The organism is Verrucosispora sp. FIM060022 (assembly GCF_003977705.1).
GTDB lineage: Bacteria > Actinomycetota > Actinomycetes > Mycobacteriales > Micromonosporaceae > Micromonospora > Micromonospora gifhornensis.
This window is the reverse complement of the sequence record NZ_RQIV01000009.1, coordinates 229,885-252,688: the sequence shown is the minus strand read 5'-3', so window position 1 is coordinate 252,688 and position 22,804 is coordinate 229,885. Positions and strand designations below refer to the sequence as shown.

20 protein-coding genes are annotated in these 22,804 nt (G+C 71.8%); 11 read left to right on the top strand and 9 right to left on the bottom strand.

Features of this window, described 5'->3' with window-relative positions; genetic code table 11:
• Window positions 1-25: 25 nt before the first annotated feature.
• Entirely contained in the window at window positions 26-2,500 is a 2,475-nt protein-coding gene (locus EG812_RS23115; RefSeq protein WP_126712732.1) for a helicase-associated domain-containing protein, read from the top strand.
• A gap of 15 nt (window positions 2,501-2,515) precedes the next feature.
• Here EG812_RS23115 and EG812_RS23110 read toward each other — a convergent pair whose 3' ends face one another.
• Window positions 2,516-2,755, bottom strand: coding sequence for a hypothetical protein (locus EG812_RS23110; RefSeq protein WP_013731107.1), 240 nt, complete (start codon window positions 2,753-2,755; stop codon window positions 2,516-2,518).
• A 427-nt stretch (window positions 2,756-3,182) separates the two neighbouring features.
• Between EG812_RS23110 and EG812_RS23105 the strand changes: the two genes are divergently transcribed.
• The gene (locus EG812_RS23105; RefSeq protein ID WP_126712731.1) at window positions 3,183-4,862 is read left to right on the top strand and encodes a DNA repair helicase XPB; all 1,680 of its coding nucleotides are present in this window, start codon (window positions 3,183-3,185) and stop codon (window positions 4,860-4,862) included.
• Between the two features lie 92 nt (window positions 4,863-4,954).
• On the opposite strand, the gene EG812_RS23100 is transcribed toward EG812_RS23105, so the two are convergent.
• Both EG812_RS23100 and EG812_RS23095 read right to left on the bottom strand, forming a co-directional pair.
• Complete coding sequence (locus EG812_RS23100) at window positions 4,955-5,299, bottom strand: type II toxin-antitoxin system HicB family antitoxin (protein ID WP_013731105.1); 345 nt, start codon at window positions 5,297-5,299, stop codon at window positions 4,955-4,957.
• A complete protein-coding gene (locus EG812_RS23095) occupies window positions 5,299-5,553 on the bottom strand; it encodes a toxin HicA (RefSeq protein WP_415877987.1) in 255 nt (84 codons plus the stop codon). Before EG812_RS23095 ends, EG812_RS23100 begins: the two co-directional genes overlap by 1 nt.
• 146 nt (window positions 5,554-5,699) lie before the next feature.
• On the opposite strand from EG812_RS23095, the gene EG812_RS23090 reads away from it, so the two are divergent.
• The gene (locus EG812_RS23090; protein WP_126712730.1) at window positions 5,700-8,024 is read left to right on the top strand and encodes an esterase-like activity of phytase family protein; all 2,325 of its coding nucleotides are present in this window, start codon (window positions 5,700-5,702) and stop codon (window positions 8,022-8,024) included.
• A 183-nt stretch (window positions 8,025-8,207) separates the two neighbouring features.
• Here EG812_RS23090 and EG812_RS23085 read toward each other — a convergent pair whose 3' ends face one another.
• The 3 genes from EG812_RS23085 to ligD (EG812_RS23075) form a co-directional block, all read right to left on the bottom strand.
• The gene (locus EG812_RS23085; RefSeq protein ID WP_126712729.1) at window positions 8,208-8,960 is read right to left on the bottom strand and encodes a TIGR03089 family protein; all 753 of its coding nucleotides are present in this window, start codon (window positions 8,958-8,960) and stop codon (window positions 8,208-8,210) included.
• Window positions 8,961-9,051: 91 nt separating this feature from the next.
• Window positions 9,052-9,966 (bottom strand): non-homologous end-joining DNA ligase, encoded by a 915-nt coding sequence (gene ligD / locus EG812_RS23080; protein WP_126712728.1) that lies wholly within the window; start codon window positions 9,964-9,966, stop codon window positions 9,052-9,054.
• Window positions 9,956-10,897: a non-homologous end-joining DNA ligase gene (gene ligD / locus EG812_RS23075; RefSeq protein WP_043722697.1), complete on the bottom strand. Its 942-nt coding sequence runs from the start codon at window positions 10,895-10,897 to the stop codon at window positions 9,956-9,958. Before ligD (EG812_RS23075) ends, ligD (EG812_RS23080) begins: the two co-directional genes overlap by 11 nt.
• 85 nt (window positions 10,898-10,982) lie before the next feature.
• On the opposite strand from ligD (EG812_RS23075), the gene ku reads away from it, so the two are divergent.
• The 6 genes from ku (at window position 10,983) to EG812_RS23045 (ending at window position 16,350) form a co-directional block, all read left to right on the top strand.
• Window positions 10,983-12,002 carry a non-homologous end joining protein Ku gene (ku, locus tag EG812_RS23070; RefSeq protein WP_013731099.1) on the top strand — a complete coding sequence of 340 codons (1,020 nt, stop codon included), beginning with the start codon at window positions 10,983-10,985 and terminating at the stop codon, window positions 12,000-12,002.
• Between the two features lie 173 nt (window positions 12,003-12,175).
• Window positions 12,176-12,823 (top strand): FKBP-type peptidyl-prolyl cis-trans isomerase, encoded by a 648-nt coding sequence (locus EG812_RS23065; RefSeq protein WP_013731098.1) that lies wholly within the window; start codon window positions 12,176-12,178, stop codon window positions 12,821-12,823.
• 48 nt (window positions 12,824-12,871) lie between these two features.
• Window positions 12,872-13,735 carry an SCO6745 family protein gene (locus tag EG812_RS29350; RefSeq protein WP_199743932.1) on the top strand — a complete coding sequence of 288 codons (864 nt, stop codon included), beginning with the start codon at window positions 12,872-12,874 and terminating at the stop codon, window positions 13,733-13,735.
• A 95-nt stretch (window positions 13,736-13,830) separates the two neighbouring features.
• A complete protein-coding gene (locus EG812_RS23055) occupies window positions 13,831-14,484 on the top strand; it encodes an HAD family hydrolase (RefSeq protein ID WP_126712762.1) in 654 nt (217 codons plus the stop codon).
• Between the two features lie 80 nt (window positions 14,485-14,564).
• On the top strand, window positions 14,565-15,575 hold the full coding sequence (locus EG812_RS23050) for an NADPH:quinone reductase (RefSeq protein ID WP_013731095.1): 1,011 nt from the start codon (window positions 14,565-14,567) through the stop codon (window positions 15,573-15,575).
• Between the two features lie 283 nt (window positions 15,576-15,858).
• Window positions 15,859-16,350, top strand: a complete 492-nt coding sequence (locus EG812_RS23045) for an NUDIX domain-containing protein (protein WP_013731094.1) — start codon at window positions 15,859-15,861, stop codon at window positions 16,348-16,350.
• Window positions 16,351-16,383: 33 nt separating this feature from the next.
• On the opposite strand, the gene EG812_RS23040 is transcribed toward EG812_RS23045, so the two are convergent.
• A complete protein-coding gene (locus EG812_RS23040; protein ID WP_126712726.1) occupies window positions 16,384-18,060 on the bottom strand; it encodes an MDR family MFS transporter in 1,677 nt (558 codons plus the stop codon).
• A 127-nt stretch (window positions 18,061-18,187) separates the two neighbouring features.
• Window positions 18,188-18,736, bottom strand: coding sequence for a type 1 glutamine amidotransferase domain-containing protein (locus tag EG812_RS23035; RefSeq protein WP_126712725.1), 549 nt, complete (start codon window positions 18,734-18,736; stop codon window positions 18,188-18,190).
• Between the two features lie 157 nt (window positions 18,737-18,893).
• On the opposite strand from EG812_RS23035, the gene rfaE2 reads away from it, so the two are divergent.
• Together rfaE2 and EG812_RS23025 are read left to right on the top strand one after the other, a co-directional pair.
• Window positions 18,894-20,780, top strand: a complete 1,887-nt coding sequence (gene rfaE2, locus EG812_RS23030) for a D-glycero-beta-D-manno-heptose 1-phosphate adenylyltransferase (protein ID WP_126712724.1) — start codon at window positions 18,894-18,896, stop codon at window positions 20,778-20,780.
• Window positions 20,777-21,646: a glycosyltransferase family 2 protein gene (locus tag EG812_RS23025; protein ID WP_126712723.1), complete on the top strand. Its 870-nt coding sequence runs from the start codon at window positions 20,777-20,779 to the stop codon at window positions 21,644-21,646. Before rfaE2 ends, EG812_RS23025 begins: the two co-directional genes overlap by 4 nt.
• A gap of 45 nt (window positions 21,647-21,691) precedes the next feature.
• Here the strand turns inward: EG812_RS23025 and EG812_RS23020 are convergent, their stop codons facing one another.
• On the bottom strand, window positions 21,692-22,801 hold the full coding sequence (locus EG812_RS23020; protein ID WP_126712722.1) for a glycosyltransferase family 9 protein: 1,110 nt from the start codon (window positions 22,799-22,801) through the stop codon (window positions 21,692-21,694).
• Window positions 22,802-22,804 lie beyond the last annotated feature (3 nt).

Below are 22,804 nucleotides of genomic sequence, written 5' to 3'. Positions count from 1 at the left end.
CCGGCCGGGCTAGCGTGGAACGACGATGAGCACCTCACTCGCCGACCACCTACGGGCGCTGCCCGACGAGTCGCTGGCCGCGCTGCTGCAACTGCGGCCCGACCTCGTCGTGCCGGTCCCCGCCGACGTCGCCGCGCTGGCCATCCGGGCCCAGTCACGGGTTTCGGTGTCGCGCGCCCTGGACGGGCTGGACCAGTTCACCCTCCAGATCATGGATGCCGCCCGGTTGACCCGTGATCCGGTCGACGGCACCACCTCGGTCGACGGGGTCCTCGCCCTGGCCACCACCGGCCCCCACCCACCCGCGCCCACCTCCGTCCGGGCCGCCATCGACCGGCTGCGGGCGCGCTTCCTGGTGTACGGCCCCGACCACCAGTTGCAGCTCGTCGGCGGTATCGACGAGATCTCCCCGTACCCGGCGGGGCTCGGCCGACCGGCGGCGGAGCTGGACGCGCGCACGGCCGCACTCTGCGCGGACCCGGCGAAGCTGCGCCGGACCCTGCTGGCCGCACCGCCGTCGGCGCGGGCGATCCTGGACCGGCTGGCCGCCGGGCCACCGGTCGGCAGCGTGCCGCCCGGCGCGTTGCAGGCCCCGGCGACCGGCAGCGACGACGATCTGCCCCCCGACGAGACCAACGGCGGGGCACCCACCGGTTCCCCGGTCCGCTGGCTGGTCGACCACCGACTGCTGGTGCGGGTCGCCGGCGGCAAGGGCGGCACCAGCGGCATGGTCGAGCTGCCCCGGGAGATCGGGTTGCTGCTGCGCCGCGACACCGGCCCGCTGGGTCCACTGAGCGCCGGCCCGCCACCGGTGGCCAGCACGCCACGCGAGCCGAAGGCCGTCGACTCCGCCGGGGCCGGGCAGACCATGGAGGTGGTACGCCACACCGAGGCGCTGCTGGAGCAGTTGGCCGCCGAACCGGCACCGGTGCTGCGCTCCGGCGGCATCGGCGTCCGTGATCTGCGGCGACTGGCCCGCGTCACCGGGCTGGACGAACCGACGGCGGCGCTGCTGCTGGAGGTGGCGTACGCGGCCGGGCTGGCCGGCGAGATGGAACTGTCCGCAAGCGCCGGCCGGTACGGCGCGGACCAGCAGGTGCTGCCCACCGCCGGGTACGAGTTGTGGCGGGCCGGTTCGCTGGCCCAACGCTGGGAGCAGTTGGCCCGCGCCTGGCTGACCATGACCCGCCAGGTGGGGCTCATCGGCCAGCGCGACGACCGGGACCGGCCGATCACGGTGTTCTCCGCCGAGGCGGAACGGGCCGGTGCGCCGGCCGCCCGACGGGCGGTGCTCGGCGTGCTCGCCGACCTGGAACCGGCCGCCGCACCCACCGTCGACGAGGTGCTGGCGCTGCTCGACTGGCGGGCCCCGCGCCGCAGCCGGGGCCGGGAGGCCGCCCACCGGGAGGTGCTCGCCGAGGCGGCCACGCTGGGCGTGACCGGGCTGGGGGCGCTCACCTCGTACGGGCGGCTGCTGATGGCCGAGGCGACGGCGACCGAGGAGCGGGACAGCGACGACCCCCTCGGCCTGCGCACCGAGAGCGAGGACGCCGGTGGCACCGCGGTACGGGTGCTGGACGGCCTGCTGCCCGCCCCGGTGGATCACTTCCTGGTGCAGGCCGACCTGACCGTGGTGGTTCCCGGGCCGGCGGAGCCGGCGCTCGCCGCCGAACTGGACGCGGTCGCCGAACCCGAGTCCGCCGGTGGGGCCAGCGTGTACCGGGTGACCTCGGGCAGTGTGCGTCGCGCCTTGGACGCCGGCTACTCGGCCGACGACCTGCACGCGCTGTTCCGCCGCCGCTCCCGTACCCCGATCCCGCAGGGGTTGACGTACCTGGTCGACGACGTGGCCCGCCGGCACGGTGGGCTGCGGGTCGGTTCCGCCGGGGCGTACCTGCGCAGCGACGACGAGGCGTTGCTCACCGAGCTGCTGGCCGATCGGCGGGTCGAGGAGTTGACGCTGCGTCGGCTCGCGCCGACGGTGCTTGTCACCCCGTACCAGAGTGGCCGGATGTTGGCGGTGCTGCGGGAGGCCGGCTACGCGCCGGTCGCCGAGGACGCCACCGGCACGGCCGTACTGACCCGGGCCAAGGCCCGACGGGCCGCGGCCCGGGTGTCGGTGGCCACCCGGGCGATCGACCCGCTCACCACCGCGCGCCTGCCGCTGCCCCGCCTGCTCGGGGTGGTCGAGCAGATCCGCCGGGGCGATGCGACGGCCCGGGCGGCCCGGCGGGCTCCTGCCGCGGTACGCGGATCCGCAGCCTCGACCGGCCCGGCCCCCGCACACAGTCACGCCGACGCCCTGGCCGTGCTGCAACAGGCGATCCGCGACAAGGCGCTGGTCTGGGTCGGCTACGTCGACGCGCACGGGGCGACCGCGTCGCGGCTGGTCCGCCCGGTCTCCCTCGGTGCCGGCTACCTGCGCGCCGAGGACGAGCGAACGGAGATGCTGCACACCTTCGCGCTGCACCGGATCACCGCGGCGGTGCTGGAGAAGTGACCTCCGGGGCGCCGGTCAGCGCCGGCTGCGGCGCACCGAACCGACGATCGCCACGATCAGCAGCAGGGCGAAGCCGGTGCCGGCGGCTTCGCCTACCGAATCGATGAAACCCTGCTGGAGCACGAGCCAGCCGAACAGGAACCAGCCGAACAGCAGCGCCCCGACGACCGCGTACGCCACCACGGTCGCGGTGGAGACGGGTTCCGCGGACTCGGCCTTGTCGCGTTCAAGGATCAGTTCCTGGTCAACGGACATCTGCCCTCCCCGTACGGTCCGGCCTGTCATCCCAGAGTGTCATCCCGGGCGGCAACCGGCCAGCACCGCGCCGAGGGGCCTGGGCGGCTTCTACCCATCGACGAGTACGCCAAATCAGGCGTAAGGTCGGCGCGGGCGTGCCGCTCGCCCCCGTTGGCTTGTCCGCGACGGCGGCAAGGGCCCCCGCTTCCTGGCCCGCCTGATCGCGGATCGAACGCGCACGCACCGCGCCGACCTGGAAGACGAGCGACCGACCGGTCACGAGTCGTCTCCCCAGTAGCAAGACGTAGTTCCGATCGGAAAAGGTTGCTGCCCGCGTACGCATTCTTCGTACCGGTTTCTGCGTGTAACACTGGATGGTCGCCCGGTGGCAGGTCAGGCACCTACCGTGCCGACCCGATCGGCCGTACGGAGGAGGAGATTCGGTGTGAGCGGTGGACCCCTGATCGTGCAGTCGGACAAGACGCTGCTGCTAGAGATCGACCACCCCGACGCGCAGGCCTGCCGGATGGCCATCGCGCCCTTCGCCGAGCTGGAACGCTCCCCCGAGCACGTGCACACCTACCGGCTGACCCCGCTCGGGCTGTGGAACGCCCGCGCCGCCGGCCACGACGCCGAGGGCGTGGTGGACGCTCTGATCAAGTACTCCCGCTACCCGGTGCCGCACGCCCTGCTGGTCGACGTGGCCGAGACCATGGACCGGTACGGCCGACTCCAACTCGCCAACGACCCGGTGCACGGGCTGGTGCTGCGCGCCCTGGACCGGGTGGTGCTGATCGAGGTCGCCAAGAGCAAGAAGCTCACCGGGATGCTCGGCGCCAAACTCGACGACGACACGATCGCCGTACACCCGTCCGAACGCGGCCGACTCAAGCAGGCCCTGCTCAAGCTCGGCTGGCCGGCGGAGGACCTGGCCGGGTACGTCGACGGCGAGGCGCACCCGATCGAGCTGGCCGAGGCCGGCAAGGACGGCGGCAAGCCGTTCACGCTGCGGTCGTACCAGCGGGAGGCGGTGGAGGCGTTCTGGGCCGGCGGCTCGGGCGTGGTGGTGCTGCCCTGCGGGGCCGGCAAGACGCTTGTCGGTGCGGCGGCGATGGCCGAGGCGAAGGCGACCACGCTGATCCTGGTCACCAACACCGTCGCCGGTCGACAGTGGAAGCGCGAGCTGATCGCCCGCACCTCGCTGACCGAGGAGGAGATCGGCGAGTACTCCGGCGAGCGCAAGGAGATCCGGCCGGTCACCATCGCCACGTACCAGGTGCTGACCTCGCGTCGCGGCGGCGCGTTCACCCACCTGGACCTGTTCGGGGCGCGTGACTGGGGCCTGGTCGTCTACGACGAGGTGCACCTGCTGCCCGCGCCGATCTTCCGGTTCACGGCCGACCTGCAGGCCCGTCGCCGGCTCGGGCTGACCGCCACCCTGGTCCGAGAGGACGGCCGGGAGGGTGACGTGTTCAGCCTGATCGGCCCGAAGCGCTACGACGCGCCCTGGAAGGACATCGAGTCGCAGGGCTGGATCGCCCCGGCCCAGTGCACCGAGGTCAGGGTCACCCTGACCGACGCCGAGCGGATGTCGTACGCGACCGCCGAGGCCGAGGAGCGTTACCGGATGGCGGCCACCGCCCGCACCAAACTGCCGGTGGTGAAGGCACTTGTGGACCGGCATCCGGAGGAGCAGACCCTGGTCATCGGTGCGTACATCGACCAGTTGCACCAGCTGGGCGAATACCTGGACGCACCGATCGTGCAGGGGTCGACGACCAACAAGGAGCGCGAGCGGTTGTTCGACGCGTTCCGTGACGGGTCGCTGCGTACCTTGGTGATCTCGAAGGTGGGGAACTTCTCCATCGACCTGCCCGAGGCGGCGGTGGCGATCCAGGTGTCGGGCACCTTCGGCTCCCGGCAGGAGGAGGCGCAACGGCTGGGCCGGGTGCTGCGGCCGAAGGCCGACGGCCGGCAGGCGCACTTCTACACGGTCGTCTCCCGGGACACCATCGACACCGAGTACGCCGCCCACCGCCAGCGATTCCTCGCCGAGCAGGGGTACGCGTACACCATCGTCGACGCCGACGACGTCCTAGGCCCGACCCTCCCCTCCTTCGACTGACTCCGCTTGATCGACTCCATTCCGCCGATGTTGCGGTATCCAGCAGCTGTTGATACCGCAACATCGGCGGAATGGAGGCAGGGCTCGGCCGGTCAGGCGGCTCGGAGTTTGCGTAGGACGTACTGGTTGAGGCTCAGGCCGTCCTCTGCGGCCTGGATGGCGAGTTCCCGGTGCAGGCTCTCCCCGACACGCAGGTTGAACTTGCCCGAATAACTGCGCTCCGCGAACGGCAGCGGCACCTGCTCACCCTGCTCCTGCATGTCCTGGACAACCTCACGCAGCAGCTCCTCGAGCCCTTGCAGAGCCTCGACCTGCGAGGGAGCCAGCCAGGACAGCGAGGGAAACTCGGCACAGGTGGCAACGAACTCGCGATCCTCGGCGGACCAGGTGACGCGGTAGGTGTAGTGGGTGATCTCGGGGTGGGGATCGGGTTGCATCACATGGCCTCCTTCTTGTCGATCGCCCTGAGTACCTGCCGAACCTGGTACACCTTCGCCTTGCCTTTGTCGTTCTGGATGTTGACGCGTGGGTCTCCCGCCCAGGGCATCTTGAACACCGCATGGGATGTGCCGGCTTGCCGTGGCTTCCCGAAGAAGTGTTCGCACACCCTATAGAGATCGTTGTAGGCGATGTTCTGCTGACTCTTCCGCATCGCTGCAACGAGCTTGTCTATGGACGGCACAGCACTCATGGTACTACCAGCGGTACCATGGATCCAGCGACTCGGCCGGCTCCTCCGGCGGCCTGGGGATGTTCGTCCGCCGTTCATGTGCGCGTCAGTCGGTGCTCGGCCTCGGCTGCCAACCTCCGTCCCGTGTCTGTACAGACGGAGGACCAGTGACCAGCAAGAAGACGTTGCCCGTGCTGGCGGTCGCCGGCGCGACCGTCGCCGCCCTCGCCATCACCGGCACGGCCCACGCCGGGGCGCAGCCCCACCAGCACGCCGGCCACCACGGCCCGGCCAGGAGCTTCGACCGCGTCGCCACCTACCCGGTGTTCCAGAACCGCCCGGCCGGTGAGGACCCGGCCACCGAGACGGTGGCCGAGATCTCGGCGGTCAGCGCGGACGGCCGTACCCTGATCTACACCGACGCGGCGGCCCGCCGGGTCGGCTTCCTCGACATCTCCCGCCCTGGCAAGCCGCGCGGGCTGGGCACCCTCTCCCTCGCTCAGCTCGGCGACGCCGAGGACGAGCCGACCTCGGTGGCCGTGGTCGGCCGGTACGTGCTGGTCGTGGTGAACACCAGCGCCAGCTACACCGACCCGTCGGGGCGGCTCGACATCATCGAGCTGGCCACCCGTAAGCGGGTGCGCAGCCTCGACCTCGGCGGCCAGCCCGACTCGATCGCGATCAGCGCCGACGAGCGGTACGCGGCGATCGCCATCGAGAACGAGCGGGACGAGGAAGCCACCCCGCCCGGCGGCAAGAAGGGCGACCTGCCGCAGGCACCGGCCGGCTTCGTACAGATCATCGACCTGCCCGGCAGCAACCCGCACCGCTGGACGCTGCGGACCGTACCGCTGACCGGCGCCGACGGCCGGGCGCTGCCCGCGCTGGCCGCCGCCGGCATCGTCGAGCCGACCGACCCGGAGCCGGAGTACGTCACGATCAACCGGCGGAACCAGCTCGCGGTGACCCTCCAGGAGAACAACGGCATCGTCCTGGTCGACCTGCCCACCGGCCGGATCACCAGTGTGTTCTCCGCCGGCACCGCCAGCGTCACCCGGATCGACACCGCCAAGGACGGCGTCATCGACCTGACCGGCAGCATCACCGACGTGCCGCGCGAACCGGACGCCATCGCCTGGCTCGACGACCGCTACCTGGCCACCGCGAACGAGGGCGACTGGCGGGGCGGCACCCGAGGTTGGACGGTCTTCGACAGCCGTACCGGTCGGGTGGCCTGGGACGCCGGCAACAGCTTCGAGTGGCTCGCCGTCCGGCACGGCCTGCACAACGAGGACCGCGCCGGCAAGAAGGGAACCGAGCCGGAAGGGATCGCCGTCGCCGAGTACAACGGCATCCGGTACGCCTTCGTCGGCTCCGAGCGGAGCAACTTCGTCGCCGTGTACGACGTGAGCAAGCCGACCGCGCCGGTGTTCAAGCAGATGCTGGCCACCACCAACGGCCCGGAAGGTCTGCTGCCCATCCCGTCGCGTGGCCTGCTCGCCGTGTCCAGCGAGACCGACGAGGCCGACGCCAACGTCCGCGCCTCGGTGACGCTGTACCAGCTCGGCAAGGCTGCGCCCGGGTTCCCGAGCATCGTCTCCGGCCCGGACGCCACCGGCGCGCCGATCGGCTGGGGTGCGCTCGGCGCCCTCTCCGCCGCCCCGAAACAGCCGCACCTGCTCTACAGCGTGACCGATGCGGCGTACGCGAAGACTCAGATCTTCACCATCGACGTCCGCAAGAACCCGGCGTTGATCACCAAGGCGTTGCCGGTCCGCGACGAGCGCGGCGAGCCGGTCGGCTACGACGCCGAAGGCATCTTCGCCCGCCCGCAGGGCGGCTTCTGGCTGGCCGTCGAAGGTGCCACCGGCCCCGGCAACAAGCTGGTCCGGGTCGACGCCGCCGGGGTGACCCGGCAGGTCGTGCCGCTGCCCGCCGACGTCGCCCCCGGCCTGGGCAAGCAGGGCTTCGAGGGGGTCACCGCGACCACCGACAAGCGCGGCCGGGAGATCGTCTGGGCGGTACTGCAGCGGGAGGTCGCCACCGACCCGGCGGGCGTGGTCCGCATCGGCCGGTACGACGTCAGCGCCGGCACGTGGAGCTGGTTCGGGTACCGGCTGGAGCGCACCTCGGTGCCGGGCGACTGGATGGGGCTGTCCGAGGTGACAGTGGTCGGCGACCGGCTGGCCGTGATCGAACGCGACAAGCTCAACGGCCCGGCCGCCGCAGTCAAGCGGATCTACACCGTCGAGCTGCCCACCGGCCCGGCTGCCCTCGGCCCGCTGCGCGTGTTGCCGAAGCGGCTCGCTCTGGACGTCCTCCCCGCACTACGGGCCGACAACGGCTGGACGCAGGAGAAGCTGGAAGGTCTGACCGTGGCCGGCAACGGCCAGGTGTACGCGATCACCGACAACGACGGAGTGCAGGACGCGACCGGCGAGACGGTACTGCTCCGCCTCGGCCCCAGCGCAAAGGTCTTCGGCCGCCGCTGACGACCGGCTGAGGCGCGGTTCGGCAATCCGCTTGATCAACTTCGTTACGGCGTAACGGTGGTTTCGTGCCGGCCCGGATACCGCCGTTACGCCGTAACGGTGGCGGCGATCCGGGCCGGTGAGCGGAGGTGGGGCGGGTTTGGTCGGCCCCTGATTCGGGGCGTGGTGTGCGCGGCGGCGGGTCTAGAGGATGCGGGTGATCTGCTCGGCGGCGGCTACCGCGTGCCGGTCGGCGGGGTCGAGGTTGGCGCAGAGCAGCACCGACGCACCGGCCGACAGGGGCGCGAGCAGCCACTTCAGCGGCAGGTCGTGCTCGGCGACGTCGACCAGCAGGCGGTCACCGATCCGCAGGTCCCAGCTGTCGGCCAGCTCCCGCGCCAGCCCGCCCCACTGGTGGTAGGTGGTGCCGTCCGGGCTGACCGGGTCGGTGGCGTGCAGCAGGGGGCGGTCGGTCGGGGCGGTGCCGTGCCGCAGCACCTCGATCGACCAGTCGAGCCAGCCGGCCGGCACGTCGGCCAGGGGTTCCGGGGCGGTGCCGACGAGGTAGCGGTGCAGCCCGTCCGGTACGTCCTCCAGCCAGTCGTCGAGCCGTTCCGGGGTGACCAGGACCGCGTCGTACGGTCGGTCGCCGCCGGGTTCGAGCACCGGCAGCCCGGCGGTGGCGCGCGGCCGGAACGACACCTCCAGCCCGACCGCCCAGGCACCCAGCAGAACCGCGGCCGTACGCCAGTGCGGCGGCAGCAGCACCGCCACCCGGCTGCCCGGCGTCAGGCCGCAGCCGTCCCGCAGCAGGCCGGCGGCCCGCGCCGACCACTCGCCCAACTCGGCGGCGGTCAGCTGTTGACGGTGCCCGGTCCGGTGATCGAGGTAGGTGATCAGCGGCTGGTCCCGCTCGGCGAGACCGACGGCGGACAACACGGGCAGCGCAGCAGACATACCGCACTTCCTACTCCCACCGCCCCGACCTGTCCAGCGGCGTTAACAAGGGGCCCTTCCTCTACCGGAGGCGTTAACAAGGTGCCCTTCCTTACCGCTCGGGCAGTGCGGGGCCGAGGTTGAGCAGGGGGGCGAGCAGGTCGCCGTGTTCGTCGACTCGCTTGAGCACCTCGCCGGCGGTGTACGGCCGCGACGACGGTCGTTTACCGGCCGCACCGGCGGCGACCTCGTCCCAGGTCAGCGGCGCGGAGACGGACGGCACCGGCTGGGCGCGCAGCGAGTACGGCGCGACAGTCGTCTTCGCCGCGTTGTTCTGACTCCAGTCGATGAAGACCTTGCCGGGCCGCAGGTTCTTCGCCATCTTCGACACGATCAACTTCGGGTGCTCGCGTTCCAACTCCTGCGCGATCCGTCGGGCGTAGCCCGACACGTCGTCGGAGGACTGGGTGCCGGCGATCGGGCAGCTCAGTTGCATGCCCTTCTTGCCGGAGGTCTTCGGGTAGGCGTCCACCCCGTCGGCGGCGAGTCGGTCGCGCAGCAGCAGCGCCACCTGGCAGCACTGCTTGAGGGACGCCGGGGCGCCCGGGTCGAGGTCGACCACCATCAGGTCGGGGTGTTCGCCGACCTTCCACTGCGGGGTGTGCAGTTCCAGCGCGGCGAGGTTGGCCAGCCAGACCAGGGTGGGCAGGTCGTCGGCGACCACGTAGTCGATGGTTTCCCGGCCCTTGCTCGATCCGGGGGCGGGCAGGTTCTCGGTGCGCACCCAGGAGGGGGTTGCGGCGGGGGCGTTCTTCTCGAAGAACGAGTTGCCGTCCACCCCGTTCGGGTAGCGGATCCGGGTCAGCGCCCGGTCGGCCAGGTGCGGCAGCAGCACCGGGGCGATCCGGGTGTAGTAGTCGATCACCTCGCCCTTGGTGAAGCCGGCCTGTGGATAGAGCACCTTGTCCAGGTTGGACAGGTCCAGGGTGCGGCCCTCGACCTCGACCCGGAAGCGCTCAGCTGGCATCGTCGACCTCCTCGGCCGGCTTGTCCGGTCTCAGCCGCAGGATCCGGGGGAACCGCAGTCGCCCGTCCGGGGTGCGCTGGCCGTACTTCACCTCCACCACCACCTGTGGGGTTACCCAGATCGCGCCCCGGGCATCCTCGCGCGGCACGCCGGCGGCGAACGGTGAGGTGGGGGTGCGCAGTGGCTCCAGCTCGCGCAGCAGTTCCCGTTCGATCGCCGCGCCGATGCCGCCGCCGACCCGACCCCGGTAGGTGAGCCGTCCGCCGGCACCGGGCACCCCGACCAGCAGCCCACCGATCCTGCGGGCGCCGGGCCGCCAGCCACCGACCACGAAGTCGCCTGTCACCTCCAGTTTGACCTTCACCCAGTCCGGTGAGCGCACCCCGGGTCGGTAGGTCGAGTCGACCCGCTTGGCCATCACCCCCTCCAGGCCGTGCTCACCGGCGGCGGAGTAGGTGGCCGCGCCGTCGAAGAAGACCGGTGGCACCGCCCACCGCGCCGCACCCAGGCCCAGGTCGTCGAGGGCCTCCCGGCGGCGGGCGTACGGCCAGCCGGTGAGGTCCTCGCCCCGCAACCGGAGCAGGTCGAAGATCATGTACGTGACGGGGACGCTCGCCGCCAGCCGGGCCGCCTTCGCCCGGTCCCGCACGTGCATCCTCTCCGCGAGTGCGGTGAATGACGGGCGTCCCGCTTGGTCGAAGAGGACCACCTCACCGTCGAGCAGTGCGTCGTCGACCTGCTCGGCGAGCGTGATCAGTTCCGGGTAGGCGGCGGTGATCTCCACACCGGAGCGGGCGTACAGGTGCTGCCGACCAGCGGTGATGTCGGCCAGGGCGCGTACGCCGTCCCACTTGAACTCGTACGCCCAGCCGGCACCGACCGGGAGTTGCCCGGTCATCGCGAGCATCGGTCTGAGCGGCGCGCCGGGCACCATCCGACTGTAGTACCAGGCCGAACACCTCGCGTCACGTTCGCTCGGGTGCGAGCATGGTCGATACCGGCGAAGGGAGTACGGGATGCGGGCCATCTGGAAGGGTGCCGTGTCGTTCGGTCTGGTCTCGATCGGGGTGAAGCTGTACTCCGCGACCGAGGAGAAGGACATCCGGTTCCACCAGGTGCACCGGGAAGACGGCGGACGGATCCGGTACAAGCGCACCTGCCAGGTCTGCGGCGAGGAGGTCAGCTACGACGACATCGCCAAGGGCTACGACATCGGCGGCGGGGAGATGGTCATCCTCACCGACGAGGACTTCGCCGACCTGCCGTTGACCACCTCGCACGCGATCGACGTGCTGGAGTTCGTACCGGCCGAGCAGGTCGATCCGATCCTCTACAACAAGGCGTACTTCCTGGAGCCGGAGGGCACCGCGACCAAGCCGTACCTGCTGCTGCGCGACGCCCTGACCGACTCGGAGCGGGTGGCGATCGTCAAGGTGGCGCTGCGCCAGCGGGAGCAGTTGGCCACCCTGCGGGTCCGCGACGGCGTACTCCTGTTGAACACGATGCTCTGGCCGGACGAGATCCGTAAGCCGGACTTCGGCTTCCTCGATGAGGACCTGAAGATCCGCCCGCCGGAGCTGGCGATGGCCACCTCCCTGATCGACTCGATGGCCGGTGACTTCCATCCGGACGAGTTCACCGACGACTACCGGGCGGCGTTGCAGGAGGTCATCGACGCCAAGGTGGAGGGCCGTGAGGTGGTGCAGCCGGAGGAGGCCGAGGAGGCCCCGGCCGCCGCCGTCGACCTGATGGCCGCGCTGAAGGCGTCGGTCGAGCGGGCCCGCGCGGCCCGGGGCGAGGCACCGGCCGGTGGTGGCGCCGGCGAGCCGACCCCGATCACCTCGGCGCGTTCCGCCCAGCAGAAGAAGGCGGCGGCCAAGGCCCCGGCGAAGAAGGCCGCCACCAGGAAGGCCGCTCCGAAGAAGGCCGAGGCCGCCAAGAAGACCGAGGGTACGAAGAAGGCCGCCCCCAAGGCGGCGGAGAAGAAGGCCGCCAAGAAGGCCGCTCCGAAGAAGGCTGCCCGCAAGACCGCGTGACCCGCCTCCGGCCGTGATCTGTGCGGCCCGCAGGCCCCACATGTGTCCCAACGGCCCTCTGCGGTCCCACTGGTCACGATCGACCGTCGGAACTGCGCCGGCCACCAGGTACCGTGTGTCGGCGACGGCGTCCGTGGCCGGACGCATCCACCTCTGCGCAGGGAGTCGAGGACGTGAGCGAGCACGCGGGCGGGCAGGAAAGCAAGGCACGGCGGCGGTTGGCCGAACAGTTGGCCGAACAGAAGGCAGCCGAGGCCAAACGCCGCAAGCAGGCCTGGGCCGGCGCGTTCGCGGCGGTGGCCGTGGTCGCGGTGCTGATCACCGTGTTCGTGATGATCGGCCAGCGCGGCGGCGACGAGCCCACCGAGCAGGCGGCCGGTGAGCCGTCGGCCACGCCGACGCAGGGTGCCCCCCAGGACGCGCCGCCCGCCCCGCAGTTGCCCGAGGGGGCCGACCCGGCGCTGGGCACCCAGCCGGAGGCCAAGGCCGGCGAGGGCAAGCTCGACAAGCTCGTCGTCACCCCGCTGATCGAGGGCACCGGCCCGAAGGTCGAGGCGGGCCAGTCGATCACCGTCAACTACATCGGGGTGTTCTACGAGAACGGCGAGGAGTTCGACTCCTCGTGGAGCCGCGGTGAGCCGGCCACCTTCCCGATCGGTGTCGGACAGGTCATCGAGGGCTGGGACCGGGGCCTGGTCGGGGTGACCGTGGGCAGCCGGGTGCAGCTGGACATCCCGGCCGAGCAGGCGTACGGCGACGGTGCCGGTGGACGTCCGGGCGGCCCGCTGCGCTTCGTGGTCGACATCCTCGCCGCCCAGTAGGGGCTAGCGGTGACGGCGTGGGACGACCCGGCACAGGTTGCCCGGTTGATGTGGACCTGTTTCGAGCCGGTGCACGCCGTCACCTACTTTCATCCGCGCGCCCGGGCCGCGTACGAGGCGGTCGGGCTGCGCGGGTACTGGCGTGGTTATTTCGCGGGCCGGGCCGCGCCGCTGGGGCCGGTCGGCCCGGCGCCGGTGGTCGCCGCCTTCTACACCTTCGCCCCGCACATGGTTGCCCGGGCCCTGCCGTCGATCTGGCAGTTGGCCGACCCGGAGCAGGCGCTACGGGCCCGGCTGACCGGTGCGGTGCAGGCGCTCGCCGAGCTGACGTACGAGCTGCCCGAGCGGCACCTGGCGGAGACTGCGGAGCTGCTCGAAGTCGCCGCCGAGGGGGTCGGTGCGGCCCCCGGTCGGGTGCTCGGTGCGGCCAACGCCGCCCTACCGCGCGGCGACTATCCGCTCGCCCGGCTCTGGCAGGCAGCGACGACGCTGCGTGAGCATCGCGGCGACGGGCACGTGGCCGCGCTGGTCGCCGCCGACCTCGACCCGGTCGAGACGCTGGCCTGGCGGGTGGCGAACGGAATGCCGGCCCAGTCCCTGCAGGGCCGAGGCTGGTCCGACCACGAGTGGGCACAGGCCCAGTCCCGCCTGGCCGCGCGTGGCTGGCTGACCCCCGCTGATCCCTCCACCACCCCCACCACCCTGTCCTCTGCCACCCCCACCGCAGAGGGCCGAGCCGCCTTCCAGGCAATCGAAACCGCCACCGACACCGCCGCCGCCCGCCCCTGGCACTCCCTCACCCCCGACACCCTCACCCGCCTGCACACCCTCCTCCTCCCCATCGCCCAAGCCGCCCACCTGGTGATCCCCTCCACCAACCCCATCGGCCTCCCCACCCCCCAGCAGGGTTGATCAAGAGGTTTCGGTCGAGATGTGTTGCTCTCTCGCCGACCAGAACTTCTTGATCAAGTTGGGTCTGGGGGTGGGTGGGGGAGGATGAGGGGGTGATGGTGGAAGCGGTGGTTTTCGACCTTGACGGCGTGATCGTGGATTCTGAGCCGGTCTGGGAGGAGGTGCGGCGGGCGTACGTCGCGGCGCACGGTGGGACGTGGCAGGCGGACACCCAGCGGCGGTTGATGGGGATGAGCACCGGGGAGTGGGCCCGGTACCTCAGCGGGGAACTGGGCGTACGGCGGAGCGCCGAGCAGGTCGCCGCCGAGGTGGTCGAGGAGATGGCCCAGCGGTACGCGCAGCGCGTACCGGTGATCGACGGGGCCGACCAGGTGGTACGCCGGCTGGCCGCGCGGTGGCCGCTGGGGTTGGCGAGTTCGTCCCCGACCCGGCTGATCGCGGCGGCGCTGGCCGCCACCGACCTGACCGACGAGTTCCAGGCCACGTTGTCGACCGAGCAGACCGAGCGCGGCAAGCCGGCCCCGGACGTCTACCTGGCGGTCGCCCGGCAACTCGGGGTGGACCCGACGCGGTGCGTGGCGGTGGAGGACTCCTCCAACGGGGTGCGGTCGGCCGCCGCCGCGGGAATGACCGTGGTGGCGGTGCCACACCTGTCGTACCCGCTGGATCCGGACGCGCAACAGCTGGCGGCGACGGTGCTGAATTCGATCGACGAGTTGACCCCGCAGGTGGTGGACCGGCTGGCCTGAACGGCCACCGCCCGACCTCCGGCCCGCCTACGGTCGGTGACAAGGACGCCCGCCAGCGGGCCGGGCGGGAGGGGACGGCGATGAAGGCCATCGTGTACGAGCGCACCGGCGATCCCTCGGTGTTGCAACTGGTCGACCGGCCGCTGCCCGAGCCCGGTGCGGGCGAGGTGCTGGTGCGGATCGTGTTCTCCGGGGTGAACCCGACGGACTGGAAGGCCCGCCGGCAGTGGCCGCTGCCGGCCGGTTGGCAGACGCCCGGTCAGGACGGCGCCGGGATCATCGAGGCGGTCGGCGCGGGCGTCGCCCAGGATCTGATCGGCGAGCGGGTGTGGATCTGGGAGGCCGCCTGGCAGCGGCCCTGGGGCACCGCCGCCGAGTACACCGTGGTCCCGGTCCGCCAGGTGGTACGCCTCGGCGACGGCTCCTTCGAGCTGGGGGCCAGCCTGGGCATCCCGTTCCTGACCGCACACCGGTGCCTGACCGCCGGGGAGTACCTGCCGGACGGCCTGCGCCCCGGTGCGCTGAGCGACCACGCGGTGCTGGTCCAGGGCGGCGCGGGCGCGGTCGGCAACGCGGCGATCCAGCTGGCGGCCTGGGCGGACGCCTGCGTCATCGCCACGGTGAGCAGCGCCGAGAAGGCGCAGTTGGCGGCGGCAGCCGGCGCCTCCTTCGTGATCAACTATCGGGAGCAGGACGTGGTGGCCGAGGTCCGCAAGGTCGCGCCCGACGGGGTGCACGGGATCGTCGAGGTCGCCGCCGCCCGCAACGCCGCCACCGACGTCCAACTGCTGCATCCGGGCGGGGTGGTCTGTGTTTACGCCGACGACGGCGGCGACGAGGTGACCCTGCCGATCAGGCCGCTGATGACACCGAACGCGCGCTGGCAGTTCGTGCTTGTCTACACGCTGCCGAAGGCGGCGAAGGCGCAGGCGGTGATGGATGTCGCGGCGGCTGCCGCGCAGGGCGGCATCCGGGTGGGCGAGGAGGCGGGGCTGCCGCTGCACCGCTATCCCCTGTCGGCGGCAGCCGCCGCGCATCAGGCGGTGGAGGACGCGGTCGTGGGCAAGGTGTTGATCAGCGCCGCCGACTAGCGCTGGCGTGTTCTGGGCGGATTTCCCCATCAGCAGGACAGAAGCGAACAACTCTCGCAATACTGGCATTGCGGGTAACCCCCGCAAAAACGGGCGGCCCCGGCGCGGTGCGAACGCCGGGGCCGCCCTCCGGGAGTAGAGGTCTACGCGAGCCCGCTATCCCTAACGGCGATGATGCGCCGATAAGTGTTACGGCGCTGCCAGATCCCGCACATCGCCCCTACGAGTGGGTAACAAGCCGGTCTCCCGGACACCCCCGGCATCCCTGCGTACATTCGGCCGGGTGAGCATTTCCTGGGCTGATTCGTACGTCGGACAGCTGCGCGCTCTCGCCGGCGACCGGACGCTGATGTTCGTGGGCGCCCGTGCCGTGGTTCGCGACAGCTCGGCGCGGGTCCTGCTGATCCGCCGGTCGGACAACGGGCAGTGGGCGCTGCCGGCCGGGGCGATGGAACTGGGCGAGTCGATCGCCGACTGCGCCGTCCGGGAGGTCCGCGAGGAGACCGGCCTGCGCGCCCTGCGGGTCAGCGCCTTCGCCCTCTACACCGGCGCCGACCGCACCCACACCAACATGTACGGCCACACGTACCAGGTCTTCACCACGGCCTTCCGGGTCGAGGAGTGGGACGGCCAGCTCGCCCGGATCACCGACGAGACCACCGACGCGGGCTTCTTCCACCGCAAGGCGATGCCGCATCCGCTCTCCGCCAGCGTCGCGGAGACCCTCGCCGACCTGGACGTCTTCGAGCAGACCAACCGCCTGATCCTCAAGTGACACTCGTCGCCGAGACCGGACGACCGGGACCGGTCAGAGCATCGTCTGGGACTTCGCCTCCATGTCGGCGGCGGCCTCCGATTTGGACCCCTTGTCCAGCGGCTTGCCACCCGGTGCCGGGCCTTCCCCACCGAGCCCGTCCGTCCCGCCGGTGGCGCCCTGCGGGCCGGCACCCCGCAGTTGCTCGTTGGGCAGGGCCAGGGTGACCAGCAGCGCCACGATCGCGATCAGCCCGGTGGTCAGGAACACCAGGTGCAGCGACTCGACGAACGCCGTCTGAACGGCCGCCCGCACCGGGGCGGGTAGCGCCAGGATGGCCGCCGGATCGTTGATCGAGACACCCGCGCCGCCGGTGGCCCCGGCCGCGGCCTGTTCCTCGGGCGTCAACTGAGCGATCGCGCCGGGCAGCCGGTCGGCCAACTCGGCGGTGAGTCGCCAGGAGAGCACCGCGCCGAGGATCGCCACCCCGAAGGAGCCACCGAGCGACCGGAAGAAGGTCGCCGAGGAGGTGCCCGCGCCCAGGTCCCGCATGGAGACGGCGTTCTGCACGGCGAGGACCAGCGACTGCATGCAGAGCCCCAGCCCCACGCCGATCACCACCATGAAGCCGAACGCCACCCAGAGCGAGGTCTCCACCCGCAGCCGGGTGAACAGCAGCATCCCGACCAGCAGCAACGCCGCCCCGGCCACCGGGAACCACTTGTACCGGCCGAGCCGGCTCATGGCCCGGCCGGTGAGCACCGACGTGACGATGACACCCGCCATCATCGGCAGCATCAGCAGACCGCTGCGCGTCGGCGAGGCGCCCTTGACGATCTGGAGGTAGAGCGGGATGAAGATGATCGACCCGAACATCACCAGGCCGATGACGAACCCGGCACCGTTGGCCAGGGCGAAGGTGGCGCTGCGGAACAACCGCAACGGCAGGATCGGCTCGGTGACCCGGGCCTCCTGGAGCACGAAGAGCAACCCCAGCACCGCCCCGGCGACGAACAACCCGATGATCAGTGCGGAACCCCACGGGTAGGTCTCGCCACCCCAGCTCAACGCGAGCAGCAGGCAGCTCACCCCGGCGACCAGCAGCGTCGCGCCGAGCCAGTCGATCGCGTGCTTGCGCCGGGTGAACGGCACCAGCCGCAGCACCCGGGAACAGACCAGAATGGCGAGGATCGCCAGCGGCACGTTGACGTAGAAGATCCAACGCCAGTTCGTCTCCGCGAAATAGCCACCGACCAGCGGACCGGCCACCGAGGAGATGCCGAAGACGGCACCGAAGACGCCCTGGTACCGGCCGCGCTCGCGGGGCGGGACCACGTCCGAGATGATGGTGAAGGCCAGTGTGATCAGGCCACCCGCGCCGATGCCCTGCACCCCGCGGGTGACGATCAACTGGGTCATGTCCTGGGACAACCCGGCCAGCAGCGAGCCGAGCAGGAAGGTCCCGATGGAGAAGAGGAACACCGGACGGCGGCCGTACAGGTCGGCCATCTTGCCGTACAGCGGCGTCGACGCCGTCGAGGCGAGCAGGTACGCGGTCACCACCCACGAGTAGTGGCTGATGCCGCCCAGTTCACCGACGATTGTCGGCAGGGCGGTCCCGACGATTGTCTGATCGAGTGCTGCCAGCAGCATGCCGGTCATCAGGCCGAACATCAGCAGGCGAAGCTGCCCCTTGTTCAGTACCGGCTCGGAACGGCCCTCCGTGGTCATTACGCCTGCTTTCCCCGGTCACCGAAAACATGCCGCACGTCTGGAACGCGACGGCGGACCCGGCGCACGCACGCCGAAGCGGTGACAGCCCGGACGGGCCACCACCGCTTCGGCGTCGGCTGTCGGCTCAGTGCCGGCCCTCGGCGAACTCCTCGACGATCTTGGCGCAGAACGCCGGCAGGTCGTCCGGCTTACGGCTGCTGACCAGCCCGTTGTCGGTGACGACCTGCTCGTCGACCCAGTTCGCGCCGGCGTTGACCAGGTCGGTACGCAGGCTCGGCCAACTGGTGATCCGGCGACCCCGCACCACGTCCGCCTCGACAAGCGTCCACGGGCCGTGGCAGATCACCCCCACCGGCTTGCCCGCGTCGAGGAACGACCTGACGAAACGCACCGCGTCCGGGTCGGTCCGCAGGAAGTCCGGGTTGGACACCCCGCCCGGCAACACCAGGGCGTCGTACCGGTCGGGGTCCGCGTCGGCGGCGCTCACATCGACCTCGTACGTCTGCGACGGGTCCAGGTGCTGGAAGGACGTGATCTTCCCGGGCTTGATCGACACCAGTTCGGCGGTGGCACCGGCCTGCTCGACCGCCTGGCGCGGTTGGACGTACTCGACCTCCTCCACGCCGTCGGTGGCCAGGAACGCGACTCGCTTGCCCTGCAATGTGGCTGCCATGCTGCTACTCCTCTCCGGGGGTTCGAAATCCGGGGGGTTCGAAGGAATCCCTTCCCGACCCGGAGGCACCGAAACGCGCGCCTGTGGTGGCGCACGCCGCATCCGCTCCTGGTCCGCGCGGCAGGTTTGACCCCGTCGGGCAGGGGGATCCGCCGGCATGGCACGAGCAGCAGCGGAACAGCTCCGGCTCGCCGAGGTCGTGCAGAGCTGGCTCGGACGCCCCGTCCTGGTACTCGGCGACGCCATGCTCGACGAGTGGCGGTTCGCCGACTCGGACCGGCTGTGCCGGGAAGCCCCGGCACCCGTCCTCACCCTGCGCCGCCGGATCTCCGCAGCGGGTGGGGCGGCCAACACGGCAGTCAACATCGCCGCGCTGGGCGGCCGGTCGGTGCTGGTGGCACCCGTCGGCGCGGACGTGGCCGGCGACGAACTGCACGACTGCCTGGATCGGGCCGGTGTCTGGGACCGTACGGTCAGCCAGCCGGGCCGGCACACCCCGGTCAAGCGCCGGATGCTCGCCGGTGACCAGATCCTGCTGCGGGAGGACTCCGGCGACCCCGACGACCCGCTCAGCGAGGACGGGGTGGACCGGCTGCTCACCGCCCTGGACTGCGCCACCCGGGAGTTGCAGGCCGCTGCCGACGGCGTGGCGCCGACCCTGGTGATCTGCGACTACGGCCTGGGCGCACTGCCGGCTCGGGTACGCGCCTGGCTGGTCGCCCAACGGGACCGGTACGCCACCGTCGCCCTCGACGCGCACGACCTCGCCGACTGGCGCGGCCTCGCCCCGACCGTGGTGACCCCGAGCTTCGCGGAGGCCACCCGCCTGCTCGCCCGCGCCGGGCGCGGCGGCGGTGAACTGCAACTGGAACATCCCGAGGTGGACTTGGGCGACGGCCCGTCCGAGCTGACCGTCGGTGCCGCGCCGGGCGGGGCGGGGCAGCGTACCGGCGGGCCGACCGGGGAGCCGACGCCGGGCGAGGACCGGGTGGCGATGACCCATGACGGGCTCAGCGTCACCGGCACCGGGGTGACCGTGAACGCCGACGCGGGGGCCGGTGTGGACCGGGCGGTACTGGCCGAGTCCCGGCTGGCCGAGCTGCGCGCACACACCGGCGCGGACGTGGTCGCGGTGACGCTGGACACCGACGGGGCGGTGGTCGGCGGCGCGGACGGGCAACCCAGTCGCAGCCACAGCACGCCCGTACCGGCCAGTCATGCGGTCGGTGCCGGGGACGCGTACCTGGCGGCCATGACGCTCGCGCTGGCCGCCGACGCCCCGCTGTCCACCGCGGCCCACCTGGCGCAGCTCGCCGCCACCAGCACCGTAACCGGCACCGGCACCTGCGTGTGCCGCCGCGAGGATCTGCTGACCGCGCTCGGGCAACCGGCCCTGGGCGGAGACGACCGGCAGGTGCTGATCGGCACCGAAGGGCTGGACGCCCTCGTCGCCGAGCATCGTCGCGCCGGCCGGTCGGTGGTCTTCACCAACGGCTGCTTCGACGTGCTGCACCGGGGCCATGTGCGCTATCTGGAGCAGGCGCGGGCGCTCGGTGACCTGCTGGTGGTGGCGGTCAACTCCGACGGCAGCGTCCGGCGGCTGAAGGGGCCCGACCGCCCGGTCAACCCGGTCGAGGACCGCACCGCCCTGCTCGCCGCACTGTCCTGCGTGGACCATGTGGTGGTCTTCGAGGAGGACTCGCCGACCGCGCTGATCGAGGCGATCCGGCCGGACGTCTACGTCAAGGGTGGCGACTACCCGCCCGAACTGGTGCCGGAGGCGCCGCTCGTGCAGCGGCTCGGCGGGCAGGTACGCACCCTCGGCTACGTACCGGACCGGTCCACCTCCGCGATCATCGACCGGATCCGGGCGTACGGCCAGGAAGGCTCGCCGGAGGTGGTGGTCGGCGGCCCACCGACGCGGCCCGACCCCGACGTTGATCGGGTCCTCGACGCGGACCGGGCGCTCGGGGTGACGCTGCCCGACCCGGCGGACGAGATGACCGGGTCGGCCGCGCCACCGATGACCGGTAAGGCACCGTGAACCGACCGCTCGACACCGGTACGCACGCCGACTTCCGCGCCGAACGGCTGCTGGACGTGCTGATTCCGACCCGCGACCGGCCCGCCGAACTGGCCGTCACCCTCTCCGGGCTCGCCGCCCAGGAGGGGGTGCCGGGGTTCGGTGTGGTGGTCAGTGACCAGTCCGACCACGAGCCCGGCTACGCCCACCCGGCGGCGGCCACCATGGTCCGGGCGCTGCGCCACCGGGGGCACCCGGTGCTGCTGACCCGCCGGCTGCCCCGCCGCGGCCTGGCCGAACACCGCGCTTCGCTGCTCGCCGCCTCCGCCGCCCGGTACGTGCTCTGCCTCGACGACGACGTCTGGCTGGAACCGGGCACGTTGCGTCGGCTGGTGACCGCCATCGAGGAGCTGGGCTGCGGGTTCGTCGGCAACGCGGTGCACGGACTGTCCTATCTGCACGACGTACGGCCGCAGACCCACCGGCACTACCAGGAGTGGAGCGGTCGACCGGTGCCAGAGCGCATCGGGCCGGACACCCCCGAGTGGGACCGGGCGCAGATCCACTCGGCGGCGAACCTGCTGCACGTCACCGAGGCGCTGGCGCTGCCTGAGGGCAGTTGGCGGGCGTACCGGATCTCCTGGATCGGCGGCTGTGTGCTGTACGACCGGGCGAAGCTCGTCGACTCCGGCGGTTTCGACTTCTGGCGTCGGGTGCCGCCGCGCCACCAGGGCGAGGATGTCGCCGCCCAGCTCGCCGTGCTGGCGCGCCACGGTGGCGCCGGCGTCCTGCCCAGCGGGGCCTACCACCTGGAGTCACCGACCACCGTTACCGACCGGGACGTGGAGGCGTGGGAGGTCGTCCTCGCCGACGACCTTGGTTGTTAACAAGGGGCCCCTGCTCTACCGCAGACGTTAAGAAGGTGCCCTTCCTTACGACCGGAACAGCAGCTCGCGCGCGGCTTCCAGCACCTCGGCCACCGGCACGTCGGTTACGAACGAGTCGCGGTGCGGGCACTCGCCGTCGCCCGGACGATGCGGGTAGATGCCCGGAGTGCAGTCCACCCCGCAGACCGGGCAGTGCACCGTCCACGAGGTGATCGGCCGGTGCCGGGCACGCAGCGGGGTGGCCGTGGTGATCAGGTTCCCGACCCAGAAGATGCCGACCGTCGGGGTGCCCACGGCAGCGGCCAGGTGCAGCGGGCCGGTGTCGTTGGAGACCACCAGCTCGCAGTCGGCGTAGCAGCCGGCCAATCCACCGAGGCTCAACGTGCCGACCTGCGGCCGGAGGGGCACCCGGGCCGCCGCGACCACCTGGTCGACCACGTCGTGCTCGGCGGGGGTGCCGGTGACCAGCACCTCGTACCCGTCCGCGTGCAGCGTCCGGGCCACCTCGGCGAACCGCTCGGCGGGCCAGCGTCGGCGGGTGTCGGTGGCCCCTGGATGCAGCACCACCCGGGGCCGTTCCGCCGCGCCGAGCACCGACCGGGCCTCGGCCCGGTCCGCGTCGGTGACCGTCAACGTCGGGGTGATCGTGGTCGCCGGGGCACCGACGAGCGCCACCGCCTCCAGGTAGCGGATCACCTCGGGCTGGTAGTAGACGTAGCGCAGCCAGCGGTCCAGCGGCGGGGCGTCCTCGGCCCGCAGACCGGCGCTGACCCGGGCACCGAGCGCGGCCACCAGCGGGTTGGAGTTGGCGCCGCCACCGTGCAGTTGCAGGGCCAGGTCGAAACGCTCGGTGCGGGCGGCGGCCAGGAAGTCGACCATGCTGGCCTCGGCCTCACCGGGGCCCGCCGCGCGGATGCCCGGCGCGGGCGGCACCACAAGCACCCGATCCACCGGGCCGGGGCGGTCGCGCCACAGCTGCGCGTGCCACGGCGCACCGAGCAACACGATCTCCGCCTGCGGGTACGCCGACCGCAGCGCGTCCAGCGCCGGCAGGACGAAGATGAAGTCGCCGAGCGCGTTGGCGCGCAGCACGGCGATCCGGGCCACGTCCGGTACCAGCCCGGCGGCCGAGGTGAGCAGGGCCGGGTCGCTCATCGG

Excerpts from the sequence above, each read along its gene's own strand:
- EG812_RS23115 (WP_126712732.1), top strand. The coding sequence starts at position 26 with ATGAGCACCTCACTCGCCGACCACCTACGGGCGCTGCCCGACGAGTCG.
- EG812_RS23085 (WP_126712729.1), bottom strand. The coding sequence starts at position 8,960 with ATGTCTGCTGCGCTGCCCGTGTTGTCCGCCGTCGGTCTCGCCGAGCGG.
- EG812_RS23040 (WP_126712726.1), bottom strand. The coding sequence starts at position 18,060 with ATGACCACGGAGGGCCGTTCCGAGCCGGTACTGAACAAGGGGCAGCTT.
- EG812_RS23050 (WP_013731095.1), top strand. The coding sequence starts at position 14,565 with ATGAAGGCCATCGTGTACGAGCGCACCGGCGATCCCTCGGTGTTGCAA.
- EG812_RS23100 (WP_013731105.1), bottom strand. The coding sequence starts at position 5,299 with ATGCAACCCGATCCCCACCCCGAGATCACCCACTACACCTACCGCGTC.
- ku (WP_013731099.1), top strand. The coding sequence starts at position 10,983 with ATGCGGGCCATCTGGAAGGGTGCCGTGTCGTTCGGTCTGGTCTCGATC.
- EG812_RS23020 (WP_126712722.1), bottom strand. The coding sequence starts at position 22,801 with ATGAGCGACCCGGCCCTGCTCACCTCGGCCGCCGGGCTGGTACCGGAC.
- EG812_RS23110 (WP_013731107.1), bottom strand. The coding sequence starts at position 2,755 with ATGTCCGTTGACCAGGAACTGATCCTTGAACGCGACAAGGCCGAGTCC.
- EG812_RS23055 (WP_126712762.1), top strand. The coding sequence starts at position 13,831 with ATGGTGGAAGCGGTGGTTTTCGACCTTGACGGCGTGATCGTGGATTCT.
- EG812_RS29350 (WP_199743932.1), top strand. The coding sequence starts at position 12,872 with ATGTGGACCTGTTTCGAGCCGGTGCACGCCGTCACCTACTTTCATCCG.
- EG812_RS23035 (WP_126712725.1), bottom strand. The coding sequence starts at position 18,736 with ATGGCAGCCACATTGCAGGGCAAGCGAGTCGCGTTCCTGGCCACCGAC.
- rfaE2 (WP_126712724.1), top strand. The coding sequence starts at position 18,894 with ATGGCACGAGCAGCAGCGGAACAGCTCCGGCTCGCCGAGGTCGTGCAG.
- ligD (WP_126712728.1), bottom strand. The coding sequence starts at position 9,966 with ATGCCAGCTGAGCGCTTCCGGGTCGAGGTCGAGGGCCGCACCCTGGAC.
- EG812_RS23095 (WP_415877987.1), bottom strand. The coding sequence starts at position 5,553 with ATGAGTGCTGTGCCGTCCATAGACAAGCTCGTTGCAGCGATGCGGAAG.